Annotated in this window: 10 protein-coding genes; 3 read left to right on the top strand and 7 right to left on the bottom strand. The window is 47.8% G+C overall.

Features of this window, described 5'->3' with window-relative positions; genetic code table 11:
- Positions 1-109 precede the first annotated feature (109 nt).
- A complete protein-coding gene (locus V4U84_RS18605; protein ID WP_334077049.1) occupies positions 110-1,324 on the top strand; it encodes an IS4 family transposase in 1,215 nt (404 codons plus the stop codon).
- A 502-nt stretch (positions 1,325-1,826) separates the two neighbouring features.
- Here V4U84_RS18605 and V4U84_RS18610 read toward each other — a convergent pair.
- The gene (locus V4U84_RS18610; RefSeq protein WP_334075030.1) at positions 1,827-2,444 is read right to left on the bottom strand and encodes a hypothetical protein; all 618 of its coding nucleotides are present in this window, start codon (positions 2,442-2,444) and stop codon (positions 1,827-1,829) included.
- 175 nt (positions 2,445-2,619) lie between these two features.
- Complete coding sequence (locus V4U84_RS26975; protein ID WP_225038886.1) at positions 2,620-2,703, bottom strand: putative holin-like toxin; 84 nt, start codon at positions 2,701-2,703, stop codon at positions 2,620-2,622.
- Positions 2,704-2,919: 216 nt separating this feature from the next.
- Between V4U84_RS26975 and V4U84_RS18615 the strand changes: the two genes are divergently transcribed.
- On the top strand, positions 2,920-3,231 hold the full coding sequence (locus V4U84_RS18615; RefSeq protein WP_416367270.1) for a hypothetical protein: 312 nt from the start codon (positions 2,920-2,922) through the stop codon (positions 3,229-3,231).
- Here V4U84_RS18615 and V4U84_RS18620 read toward each other — a convergent pair.
- From V4U84_RS18620 to V4U84_RS18630, 3 genes are all read right to left on the bottom strand, one after another.
- Positions 3,218-4,294: a hypothetical protein gene (locus V4U84_RS18620; RefSeq protein WP_334077695.1), complete on the bottom strand. Its 1,077-nt coding sequence runs from the start codon at positions 4,292-4,294 to the stop codon at positions 3,218-3,220. The genes V4U84_RS18615 and V4U84_RS18620 overlap by 14 nt on opposite strands.
- 267 nt (positions 4,295-4,561) lie before the next feature.
- A complete protein-coding gene (locus V4U84_RS18625; protein WP_334075028.1) occupies positions 4,562-4,849 on the bottom strand; it encodes a hypothetical protein in 288 nt (95 codons plus the stop codon).
- Between the two features lie 27 nt (positions 4,850-4,876).
- Positions 4,877-5,062 carry an aspartyl-phosphate phosphatase Spo0E family protein gene (locus V4U84_RS18630; protein WP_334075027.1) on the bottom strand — a complete coding sequence of 62 codons (186 nt, stop codon included), beginning with the start codon at positions 5,060-5,062 and terminating at the stop codon, positions 4,877-4,879.
- 115 nt (positions 5,063-5,177) lie between these two features.
- On the opposite strand from V4U84_RS18630, the gene V4U84_RS18635 reads away from it, so the two are divergent.
- Positions 5,178-5,447 (top strand): helix-turn-helix domain-containing protein, encoded by a 270-nt coding sequence (locus V4U84_RS18635; RefSeq protein WP_334075026.1) that lies wholly within the window; start codon positions 5,178-5,180, stop codon positions 5,445-5,447.
- A 154-nt stretch (positions 5,448-5,601) separates the two neighbouring features.
- Here V4U84_RS18635 and V4U84_RS18640 read toward each other — a convergent pair whose 3' ends face one another.
- The gene (locus tag V4U84_RS18640; protein ID WP_334077696.1) at positions 5,602-10,020 is read right to left on the bottom strand and encodes a sigma factor-like helix-turn-helix DNA-binding protein; all 4,419 of its coding nucleotides are present in this window, start codon (positions 10,018-10,020) and stop codon (positions 5,602-5,604) included.
- Between the two features lie 11 nt (positions 10,021-10,031).
- Positions 10,032-13,160, bottom strand: a complete 3,129-nt coding sequence (locus tag V4U84_RS18645) for a type I restriction endonuclease subunit R (RefSeq protein WP_334077781.1) — start codon at positions 13,158-13,160, stop codon at positions 10,032-10,034.
- Between the last annotated feature and the right edge of the window lie 201 nt (positions 13,161-13,361).

Consider the following 13,361-nt stretch of genomic DNA (forward strand, 5'->3'; position numbering starts at 1 on the left):
GCAGTAATCTTGCAAAAAAAATGACATAAAAAGTAAGAAGAATAATTTACAAAAAAAGGAGACCCCAGTTATCGTAGAATTGTACAGACACATACGAAAGGAGGTCTCCTTGAATAAAAAGATACCTAACCCATCCGTGATTCGTCAAGCCTTAGGTTGGTTGGATGTCCATGTGCGTTTACTCTGTGGCGATCATTACGCCAAGAAGCTTTGCTTTGGCAACACGATTCTTCTCTTTCTGGAGGCCATTTTGCAAAAACGGAGTTCACTAGATAACATCACAGAGCATTTACGAAGTGCTCCGTGGCTGCAAAAATGGGTAGGCTTGGAGTCGATCCATGCTTCCTCCTTAAATCGAAAACTAGCGCAAATTCCAACCGACAGTGTTCGTAACTTGTTCCTCCAGCGTCTCAAAAACCTGTGGCATCACCAGGGACCTACACTACCGAAAAAGCTCAAGGGACTTGGGCGACTGGCCGCGGTAGACTCCTCGTCAATCACTCTGAGCCTACCGCGAGGGAAGTGGGCATTACGCCAAGCGGGAGAGAGTGCGGTAAAAATGCATACCTGCCTGCATCTCACCGGCGAGATAAGCGCCTGGCTAAAAGGCATCGTACTCTCCACGGCGATGGTGGCCGACCTAGACTCGGAAGTGCTGGAACACCTTGTTTGGGAGCCAGGAACCACCTATTTGTTTGACCGAGGTTATATCTGTTACGGACAATTCCTCCATTGGGATCGAAATCAGATTTACTTTGTGGTCCGACTTAAGAGCAACAGCAGAGTACGGGTGCTTCAGTCCAAGGTCGCGGGGAGTTTCATCAAGCGGGATGCCGAAGTAGAAATCAAGGACCCGGATAGCCAACAAACCGGCGTGTTCCGACTGGTCGAGTTTGAGTTTATCGACAATAAGCACAAGGTTCATCAAGTGCGAGTTCTAACGAACCGCTGGGATGTAAAAGCGGAAGATGTGGCCCGAATGTATCACTACCGCTGGAAAGTGGAACTATTTTTTAAATTCATGAAGTCAAATTTGCATCTGAAAAAAATATACAACAACAAGCCACAGGCGGTATGGAACCTGATTTATTTAAACCTACTGGCGTACGTAGTGTGTGAAGAAATCCGGTATCTCTACGCTCCGGATCTGCCCATTGGCCAAGTGACGAGGAAGATGCGTGCGTATTTAACGAATGCGTGGACCGATTTTTTGGACCGTTTACATCCAGTGACGCAGCGGACGAGTAAGGGCCGAAGGAAAAAGGGCGGTCGTCCAAGAATTCATCCAGAACGTTTGGAGAAACTACGGATGATCTATTACTAAAAAAATGTAGAACCAAAACAGAAGAAAAACTATACTCTGGAAAAAAATGTGTCTGTACGTTTGAAAGTAAGGTGGGGCTTTTTTTTGCCTTTTTGGGAGAGGCGAAACATCACTGGCAAACAAGTTGAACTAGAGCATAGGATGGGAAAAGGCAAGAGGGTGAAATGATTCTGGAGAAGCGTAGCGTTCGCCTTTGTTACCGGACTTCTACCTTATCTGAATTTAATTCATCAAGAAATCCGGGAGCAACAGCGATCGGAAGAACATTTCACCCGGCTGCCTCTATCCCTCCATCATTAGTTCAACTCATTACGACTAACTGATGTTAAGGTTTTTGCAAGATTAATGGCAGATTTGCATCTTTTTTCGCATTCTCTCTGGAATCGGCTTAAATACCTGCAGATTTGCATCTTTTTGGAGTTGGAAGGGGTGAAAATGGGCTAAGCACCTGGATTGCCGTGGCCGTGGGCTAAATCCGATTTGGATGTCGGGTCGAAGTTCCCTATGAACTCTCGCCTAACCAAACATCTCCAATCTTCACATGATACACAGTGTCTTCACCATAACTAAATTTAACAGTTGAGGTCTTGTACGACCTGTATTTTATAGATTCTACTTCTTTTGCGGTCCTAATCCCTAGTTTGATGTCCTCCTGAAGTTCGGAGAGGCAATAATCAGCTGTCTCAATAACATGGTCCCATTTCCATTTATTTAAGCCAGGAACTGCTCCAAATTGTTGCGAAGGAAATTCTTTTTTATCATTGCTCTCATAAAAAATATGATCGTAGTAGTTTAAGCTTTCGCGAAAAGCCACTACCACCTGTGAGTTTATAAAATGGGGATAATACAGCCATAGCTTCAAATAAAATGGCTCATTTAATTTCTCCATCTGTCTACTCCACGATTGATAAACTTCTGTCATAGCCTCCAGCATTAATCTTGAATACCACATGGGAGGATCGCGTCTGATTAACCTATAGAATGGATCAATCCATAGCTTTACATAGTCTCTACCGTTACGACATAACTGTTCGATGTCCAAATCAATATGTCGCATTTTCCAGTGTTCAATTTGCCTAACTTTACGCTTCCAACCGCGGATTTTCTTTTTATTACGCATTGGAGTTGCTGATCTCCCCTCTGGAGTGGGTCTCATTATTCTTGAGGTATAATTTTCTATATGCTAAGATAAAACTATATAAGGGACCGGCTGCAACCGGCCCCTCTGCACAACTTCCGCTATAAGAGCGGCCGGCATCGGAACGACGGAATAGACCGTGTCCTACCAGGGCGGTCTATTTCCTTTTATGGAACGAAAGTATCAACACAACCAATGTCGCAAATGAAATCATCAGCGTCAAAGCTTGGTATACTTCCATGACATCACCTCCCTTCCGGGAGATTAGCCGACCGCCCTTACATCCGTTCAGTTGTACAACCTAAATAGTACCATAAATGGGATACCCCAAATAGTATGTGCATATAATTTTTTAGCGAATTATTTATAGAGAATGAACCCCCCCTGTATATAACTGGATATTTTAAACACACTAAGATGACCGATTATATTCCACACGTACAGAGGAGCAGGGTGAATGAAAAATAAATGGTTCCCGATATGGCTGTTGACGTTCGCGCTTGTTTGCAGCATAGTGCAGCCCTTAACCGCGCACGCGATCACAAACACAAACGGGCAGAAAGAGGCGATATGTCTAAGCCCCAAAATGGTGCAGTTGAAAGGCGATATGCAAAAGGTTTGGATCGACCATACGATATGGACACGGAGCTACATTGTCAGTGCGATGTCGAATCGTGTGGATCAGAAGGACGTGCTGGATCGGCTTTTGCGGAACCAGCATTCAGCAGCCTCCATTGAGACGTCTGTTCCAAAACTCACTCTGCCGTAAACTCCTCCGTTGACGGCATATTATCCCAAACCTTCCCGTCAGAACGGTAATACTTTCTTACATGCGAATCGTCTGTTTTTGTATAGTCTATAACAAAAACTTGCCCTGTTTCTATCAGCATCGGAGAGTTGTCATAAGGCAATACATCGCCTGTTTTTGACTTATCTTTGAAATCATTGTACGCATTCTCCAAACGCCAAAACTCCCGGTATGCATAATCTTCAAATGCGGTCAAATCTTGTTTTCCAAAATACGAAGCCTCATATTTTTTTTCGTTAACTACTATAGTATCCACTCTGCTCGGTTCGATATCTTTCGCTAACCCAATTAAGTCTTCCGAATAAATGTTGTTGCCGTAAACTTTTTTTAACTGATTTGCCATGCTGGGAACGGAACGCGTAGTGTAATCCATGCCGTCAAACCCGGTATGTGCTCCACCGTAAATCCCCATCACGCTTTCGCCACTTAGATTGTTAAACTCGCGGATAAAGTTCTCCGCCATTTTGTTTTCGCGATAAGCATCATCGGAATTTCCATAGTAATATTTACCTTGCTCAATAGCCTCCTGCGCCAGCAAGTATTGCTCAGAGCCTTCCATGTTGTTCTTTTCCAGATACTTTATAAATCGTTCTCCGATTGTATCGTACTGGTGGCCAACATCCGTACCATGAAAAATCGTTTTGGGACATTTGCTTTTTATCTTCTTATAGAACTCCTTAATATCAGGGTTATGCGACGCAGTATCAATCCAATCCTCATAGATCTCGTCTAAAATATCATCGCTATCCGACCGCATCCAAATGTTTAAAAACTCTGCGGTATAGTACGGAGTTTCAATAAATAAATGTCGCATATTTTTGTTGTTGTAGTAATCACTCCATAGTTCTAATTCTTTATCTAAAATTTTTTCTACGCCATGCTGTTCCCCATACAGATAAATCTGCCCTGATGGCTGCAATGAGGACGCAGGCTGATCAATCGGCGTGGGCTTATCTGAACAAGCAGCTAACACCGTCAGCAAGACCAACGCCACGACAAGCGCAATGTATCTTGTGCTTTTCACAAGCTATTCCTCCATCATTTTATTTCGGTTTCCGATTCTTTTTAGTTCAAATTGTGTTGCTTCCAACATCAAGATAAGCCTTACTTCATCATTTTTGTTCATACCTAGCACATCCATTTTAAATAATCTATAAAAAAAGTCCTCGTTATAGCATATCGCAGTAATATCATGGAGTGGTCTTAAGTTCATATTAGTAAACATCATACCGCAAAAACTGAGGTCAAAAGACCGATCGCCTGTTTGAGCATACCGTATGGGGAAACGCCTTTAAGTCCTCCGACCATCATCACTCAGCAACGCAATCGCAAGCTGCACTCCATCTTTTACGCCTTGCATATACAAGCCTTCATTCTCTGCAGCTCTTCTGCAATGAAGCTTGTCCTCCCAATCCAGAAACTCCGGTATCTGTACCTTGTTCAAACCAGGAAACATAGCATCAAGAGCAGCATGCTCTTCGGCCTTAAGCTTTCGTAACTCGGGCTGACGTTCGATTTGAACCATAGCGTTGTTCACCCTCTCCTGAATCGCACTTTGAAACCATGACGGAATCTGCATTGCAGTTGCCCTCCTTCTCTCATTTCCCTAGCGCTTCAATTGTTGCGCAGATCGGCCTTTTTCGTATAATTGGACAATTAGTTGATCCACCTTTTTACTTTGGGTTTGGAGTGCGTTGTTTTGGTATAGCGGGATTCCTTGTTCAAAAGATCTGAGCCCCATCTCGTTTAATTTTCGTTTCTCCTTATCAAGAGCATAAAGTAAAGGCACCATCAAATGACCTCCTATTTCGATTTTAATTTATGTATAATATTTACATTTTGTTGAATACTTTATCTGTCGTGATTAGTATAACAAACTGATAATGGACTTAAAAGGGGAAATTTATTTGGACGATCATTCCATTATCATCAAGCAAATTATAGGGAGAACGGTCAAAGGTTTACGTATCAAACAAGACTTAACCCAAGAGGACCTGGCACATGAATGCCATGTGGATCGATCTTATATTTCCATGATTGAAGTTGGCAGAAATGAACCCTCTGTAACCAAAATATTTGAACTTTGCAATGGGTTAAAAATCAAGCCTTCCGACTTTTTTAAACTGGTAGAAAACGAATATGTGGAGCTGCAGAAGAAGGACAATGAGAACAAATAAAAGCGGGTATAGGCCTAAAGGCAGCCTTTCCCGCTCTTGTTGTTGTTAATGAGTTTTTTTCATACATCAGCTTCTGTGTTGAAGCTCTTTCTTACTGCGATTGGATAAGATGATCTTTCGATTGAATGTCTTTATCCTTGAAATATGAGTTATATTATATCTTCAACAAGAACCGATCCCCGTCTTTTCGGATACGTCCTGTCCCGTTCTCGATGTCTTTAAGCGTCTCGTAGAGCAGTTGTCCATCCTTCGAATACTTCAATTCGGCTAATTTTCGATTTAACTCTCTCTCCTGAGCCTGTCCGCTAAAATACCGCTCGATAACAAAAGCTACAAAGTCGCTTTCCCGGCGTATCGCAGTGTTGGAGAGGGAAACAATGATAGCATCGTAAGAGCCGATGACCAGAACCTTCTGGCTTTTCTTTAACAAATCGATCAAGAGATCTTCGGACCACTCCAGGTACTCGCTAGGCTTTGGCAAATGTTCCGCATCCAGCAACTCCTTAGCTAATAAGAAAGGACGACCGTTCAGGGAAGCTTCTTCAAGCTTCCTGTTGACCAAGTTCAATAAATGCGTCTCCTTGTCCTCATTCCAACCCAGGTTTTCCCGATGGATATACTCCCCGTATTGCCCGCGCGCATAGTAAATAATATCTTTAGATAAGGACAGAATCATGTCCAGAGAATCTTCCCTAGCGCCTACTTCATCGGTCAGCCACTGCACAACCTGTTCCCGGGATACCGGAAATTCCAGACTCTGGTCGGCGATATATTGTTCAATGAGGGCTTGCATGCTCACTTTTTCAATATCTTGCCCGGCCGAAATCACAAATGGATAGCGGATGAATTTCAGGGTATTGTCCGCAAAATCCTGCAACAAATCATAAAGAAGTGCAGGAGAATGAATGTCGAGCGACTTACAATACGCCTTCATTTCCTCAAACAGCATATTAATATGAAGGATGGAGCGCTCCTCCAAAAGGATCGTAAGCTTGTCCAGTAACTCTCTGACATCCGATGGATCTAATTTATAGAAATCCCTCAGCCCAACCACTCCATAATCTACCCTTACGTAGTCAGGGTCCCAGGCTAGATTATACTCCAGGGTGAATCTCTTCCAGCCCCTGTTCTCTACGAATTCCCTGGTCAAATCCTGCCGCTCCACGGGACGATTCATTTCCCGAATATAGCTCTTAACCATTTCGGAATTATTGAGCTGGAAGCCGTCATTCTCATGCCAGATATGCGGAAACTTCCGGAGTTGAAGCGATGGAGAACCGTATTTTCTAAGCAAGGTATATAAAGCATATTCATTAGGCACTCCCGCATCCTGAAGCGGTCCTTCAAACTGCCCGTACATCCTCCCCACGGAGATCGGACTCCGCACCTCAAGCAGCTCTTCACAAGCAAGAGATACCTTTTCAATAAGCGGCTTATCCGGCTTAACAAAGGAGTGATGAATATAGATTCCCCGTCCCCATAGGTAGGCCGTATCCGCGTATTCATCCCTGTTCAGGATGGAGGTAAGTTCTCGGTCTCTCGTAAAAGAATCCGGTGAAATCGAATTCGCCTTTTCCATAAGTTCATCGGCTCGCTTATAGACTTCCACTCCTGAAGGGTAGTGCTTCAACACCATTTCGACAAGGTCGGCCTTCGTGCTATTCGACAATATAAATCCTTGGTCAGAACTTAGCAATAGAGATTTTGCAAACAAAATTAACAATTCAGCAGGAACTCGACCATTCCCCGCAACTTCGTTCACTGTCTCCTGAAGCATTTGATCCGTAATGACAGTTCCTTTAAAGGATTGTTTAAGCGTCTTTTGCATAACCTCGTACACGGACTCAATCTCGGTGAAGGATCTTACGGACCACCAACCGTATTCTTTCAAGTAAACAAGGCCGTCGGCATCAAGAACTTCCGCAATCAAGTGATGAACAAAGGACTCCTTCAATTGGAGCGGATAATAAAAGAATCCATGGAAGGGCTGGCTTGCATTTCTGATCAGACTCGCTAGTTGCTGCGTATCCTTCGCCAATTTTTCATTTTGCCGGATCAAAATTTGCCGAACCCGTTCCCGGGTCAAACTAAAATGCTGACCGGTTTCCTCCAACGTGGCCTTTTTCCCCGCTCTGTCGAGGTTCCAGCGAAATCGCAGCAATTCCAAATTTCGTTCACTGCCCCTGGAAGTGTCCTGCCCCTGCAGCCAATCCCGCCAATCTTGTTCGACTTGCTGTATGGCATAAGTGATTCGTTCTTCCGGAGTCATCGCACTTAACTTTGCCGCTTCCTCCCGTTCCGCTCTGTGCCGAGCCAGCATTTGAACGAGCTGGTGATAAAACTTGTCAATCGCTGTAGCCCCTACGCCTTGAAAAGCCTGGAGCCGATTAAGCCCGCTGGGGAGACCGCCAATCGTTCGAATACCGGCCTCCTGAAGCTCGGATATCAACTTTTGAATTCCCAGGAAATACGCGTAGTCGAGATTGAGAGCAGCCTCTTCCTTGGTGACCGGATATATTTCGGCATTCCAGACAATTTCTCCGGCTTCGAGCACCGAGGCCAAATGTTGAGGAGCTACAAACTGCTCCAAATGGCCGATAGACGAACCAGGTTCACCGATTTTCATAAAACTTTTTAACTGGTCAAAAAATTTTACTAATGCTGCCGAGCCAACGCTTTTTATTCTGGTAGGTAAGATCGTCAGTTCTTCCGGCAGTTCGCCCACCATCTGGATATTCCAATGCTCGTGGATGCCCTTTAGCAGGGCATTACAACCCTGGATGTTCAGATCCACAATCCGTGTATGACAAAACTCTTCCGGTACCAGAAGTTGTTCACCGTTAAGCCTGATGGTCTTATGGCCTCCTGACGGTTTGCTTTCCGATACCTTTTCCTCGGTGGTGGACTCGTACTCGCGAAGCCGCTCCACGGTCTCAGCATGACGACCTCGCAGCAGCCAGGCCAAAGAGGAAACGGGGATTCCGCCGAGCTGACGCGTACGGGTGATGCCGAATCGTCCGAGCAACCGGCACGCATCAGGAGTCAGGACTTCATCCAGTCTTTTATCGATCGCGATGTCTCCTATATAAGCATCGTTACTTTCGCGCTGCAGCTTCAAAAAACGCCCCAGCTTGCCTTCAAATTGAAACCCGAAGAACCACAGCTGAACCATAACATCATGCAGCAGCTTGGGCTGTTGCTCATATAACTGCATCAAACGCTCTTCGTTCCAGTCCCCGAAGGTCATAGCCCCTAAGGAAGTCGAAACTTCCGCCAGCCGGTCGGAGCCGTAACCTTGAATAGGCTGCTCCCGCAGCTTTTCGGGAACGACTGCGCCGTCATCTTGCGGAGCATTCTGCGCTTCGGCAACTCCGGCAACCTCGCGAGCCTCGGTAGTTTTGGGAACCTCGGGAGCCTCGGAAGATTCGGTAGTTTCGTGGGTATTAGTAGTCACGGAATCGTTCCGGACTTCTTCTTGAACCTTCTCTTGAACCTTCTCTTGAACCTTCTCATCCACCTTTTGGATAGAAGTCGCTGATGCTTCAGGTTCGACCTGTTCCCGCTGTGGTGCTACAGTAACGGGCGTGCCCTGTTTCCCCATCGAAGGGGCGACTGTAGAGTCCGTTTGATCGCTTATTTCAAGCTCGGCCACAGTGCTAACCCATCTTTCCGCGGAAGGATTCTTCCCCAGCATAAACCAGGCCGGTTTTCGCTTGGTGGATTGACTTCCGTTTTTGGCAAAGCGGAAATAGATCCCCTGGTCGTTCCATGTACCGAGCGTTTCTTTCAATTCCCAGCCGCCCACCACCCATAGAGCGCCACCGAACGGTCGTTTATCAATCACGGATAAGTTCCGGCGGGTAAGTTCGACCGCTATCTCGGTAAGCCCCATGCCTTCCCGAGGAGTAGAGTTCTCCTGTACCGCCGGCTGCTCCAGGACGGCTGTGTTTGACGAATTCGCGGGAGCGGGAGTTGCCGCCTCATTTGTTGCGGCAGTTCGAGCGTCCGCAATGCGCAGGAGCGCCTCCTCAATGGAGCGGAATTTCTCGTCCAATGTAGGCAGCAGTCTGGCCTCCAATTGGTCCGATATCACTTTCTCCACTAGGCCGGGATCCAGAACTGAAGGCGGTTCCTTTTGAGGCTCCGCCTGAGGCTTCGGCACTGGCATTTGATAGGGAGGCACCTCCATATCAACGGAGCCGTATAACTCCACATACCAAGCAGCCAACTCGTACATGTGCCTATGGGCCGTCAAGGCCAAATCGGGATGGATTTCGCCGCTGCTGTGAGCCGCCGAATTCCCGTTCATCCGCAGCCATTCGAATTTATCGCGAATGTCTTCGGATACAAGTCCTTCCCGCGCTAGTTTATGCAGACGATCGATCTGTTTGATCGCATAGACCGGCTCCACTTTCTCCTGTCTGGAAATCGTCGTGGCCAGAATCTCGCCGAACAGTCTCCCCTGCACCAGCGTGCCTCGCGGGTTCAGCCATAGGCTCCCCTCCGCTTGCTCGGCAAGGGCGGTCAGCTCCGGGTGCAATGTGCGCAAAAAAGCAAAATTGGATGTTTCCATCGCCATTCCCCTTAATATCGAAACTCTTGAGAAGCGGACAAGCTCATCACTTCCGCTTGCTTAAGTACCATGTCAATCGCCATCTGTTCCAAATCCGGCGGATATCCGTATTTTTTCAGCAGCCGTTTGACCGTCACCTTCATCTGGGCCCGGACATTCTGCCTCAGCGTCCAGTCTACGGTAATATTACTTTTGATCGACTGCGTCAGTTCATGAGCAATCTGCTTCAGCATCAGGTCACCCATCAACTCCTTCGCCGATTCGTTGGAAGCAAGCGCATCATAGAATGCCAGCTCCTCCGCGATCATGCCCATGTCTTCCCCGCGCTTGACCGCCTGATTGACTTCCTTGGCCATTTGAATGAGTTCTTCAATAATTTGCGCGGTTTCAATCGTCCGGTTGTTGTACTTGCGGATCGATTCGTCCAGCATTTCGGAGAACTTGCGGGATTGAACGACGCTCACTTTTTCAAAAGACTTCACTTTCCCCTGCAGCAAACGGCGCAGCAGCTCCACCGCCAGGTTCTTCTGCTTCAAACCGCGGACGCTTTCGAGGAACTCATCGGACAGAATCGCGATGTTCGGTTTCTGCAAACCGGCGGCTTCCAGAATATCGACCACTTCCTCGGAAATAATTGATTTCGAGATCAGTTGGTTCAACTCCGCGTCCAGTTCGGCCGTCGTCTTTTTGCGGTTCTCCGTCGTAATCAGTTTGATGATGCCGGATTTCACGGCCTTCAGGAAGCCGATCTCCACGTTAACCTCTTCCGCGTCCGGTGTCGTGGCGCACAGTGCGTAAGCTCTCGAAAGTTCGGTCACCCAGGTCGTAAAGTTCCGTTTGCCCTCTTCACCTAAGCCGAGCACGGCATCGACGGTCTCCACAATCGCCTGCATCCGTTCCGACGCTTTCGGCGAGTTGTATTTACTGTAATCGTGACCATGCAGCAGATCGTGGATCAAATCCAACCGTTCCAGCATGTAATCAATCGCCTGATCGGTGTCGATCCCGGCTGTTTTGCGATCATTCTCCGTATATTGCTGCAAGGCGGACTTCAGCATATCCGCGATCCCGATATAGTCGACGATCAGCCCGCCCGGCTTGTCCCGGAACACCCGGTTGACCCGTGCAATCGCCTGCATCAGGTTGTGGCCTTTCATCGGCTTGTCAATGTACATCGTGCTCATGGAGGGCACATCAAAGCCGGTGAGCCACATATCCCGAACGATGACGATCTGCAGCGGATCGTTCAGATCTTTCATCCGCTTAGCAAAGTATTCCCGCCGCCGTTTGGTCCCGATATATTTCTGCCATTCTTCCGGGTCGCTCGACGAACCGGTCATGACGATTTTAATTTTGCCTTCGCTGTCGTCATCGCTGTGCCAATCCGGACGCAACTCAATAATCGCCTTGTACAGGTCGATGGCAATCCGTCGCGACATGACCACGATCATCGCCTTGCCAAACATGCCTTGCTGCCGCTGCTCATAGTGGGCGACCATGTCTTTGGCAATTGCCTTGATCCGTTTCTCCGAACCGGCCAGCGCCTCCAGCCGGGCCCATTTGGATTTCAGCCGTTCCTTCTGGGTCATTTCCTGATACTCAGTAATTTCCTCATAAGCACTGTCAATGATCGGACGTTCCGCCTCGGATAAATTCAGGCGGGCAACACGGCTTTCATAGTAAATTTTGACCGTTGTGCCGTCTTCCACCGCCCGGGTCATATCGTAAATATCGATGTAATCCCCGAACACCGCCGGGGTATTCTTGTCGCTCAGTTCCACCGGTGTCCCCGTAAACCCGATATAGGAAGCATTCGGCAGCGCATCGCGCATATATTTCGCATAGCCGTACTTCACGTCCGCTTCGCCGGTTTTCTCGTTCGCCACCATTTCCGCCTGGAAACCGTACTGGCTGCGGTGCGCCTCGTCCGCCATAACGATGACGTTCTTGCGCGCGGTCAGTTCCGGATATGTATCTTCGTCCCCTTCCGTGCTGAACTTATGCACCGTCGTAAAAATAATCCCCCCCGACTCAACCGCCAGCAGCTCCCGCAAATGCTTGCGGTCCTCCGCCTGCCTTGGCGTCTGCCGCAGCAAATCCTGGGATTTGCTAAAGGTCGCAAACAACTGTTCATCCAGATCGTTGCGGTCGGTCACGACGACAATCGTCGGATTGTCCATCGTAAGAACCAGCTTGCCGGCATAGAACACCATGGACAAGCTTTTGCCGGAGCCTTGGGTATGCCAGACGACGCCGATCTTCCGGTCGCCTTCGGCTTCGGTAGCTCGTTCTGTGCTGGAAATCGCCTTGTTGGTCGCATGGAACTGGTGGTATCCGGCCAAAATTTTGGTGACCTTCTCCCCGTCCGTCTGAAACAACACGAAATGCTTGATGATGTCCATAAGCCGCCTTTTCTCGAACATTCCTTTAATTAGAACTTCGAGTTGAGGTACCGTAGAAGGCGCAACATCGCTGCCGTCGATCGTCCGCCACATCATAAAACGTTCTTCATCTGCAGTCAGTGTGCCCGCCCGTGCATTAACCCCGTCGCTAATGACCATAAACGAGTTATAGGTAAAAAGCGAAGGAATGCTGCTCTTGTAGGTTTGCACCTGGTTGTAGGCTTCGCTGATCCCCACATCCTCGTTGGATGCGCTCTTGAGCTCCATCACGACGAGCGGGATGCCGTTCACGAACACGACTACATCGGGCCGCTTTTCGCCGTTTTCGACGACTGTGAACTGGTTCACGACGAGAAAATCGTTCTCCTCCACTCGTTCCAGATCGGTTGCGAACAACCACACCTTGGCCGTGCGGTTCTCCCCTGCAGGCGTGCGGTATTCCGCGTCAATTCCGTCGGTGATCATCCGCTGGAAGGTTCGGTTGTTCATCAGCAGGCTCGGACTCTGCGGCACCTCGACAATGCGAATCGCTTCCTCGATTGCATCGCGCGGCACGCCGGGATTGATCCGAACGAGGGCATCTCGCAGCCGGTCCACCAGGATGACATCAGTATAGAACATCCGCTCCGGATATTCCCCTTCCGGGGAAATCTCCGGCCCGTAGGCCTTGCTATAATTCAATTCTTCAAACCATTCAATCGCCGCCTGCTCCAGGTCGCTTTCTGCATAAGATGTAATGTACACGGCACACCTCCTAAGCTGGTTGATGGGTGGGATATAAGCTGAAACTGTTGATGAACTGTTGTAAGGGATGTGGAGCAAGTACGTAAAATGTTCCTGCGATCGCTGTTGTTTGTGGATTTCTTGAATTTATATATTCTAGTAAGGTAGAAATCCACTCACAGAGGCGACCACTGCCGTTTCTTCGGATTCATTTTA

Origin of the sequence: Paenibacillus sanfengchensis (genome assembly GCF_036864765.1) — a bacterium.
Classification (GTDB): Bacteria; Bacillota; Bacilli; order Paenibacillales; family Paenibacillaceae; genus Fontibacillus; species Fontibacillus sanfengchensis.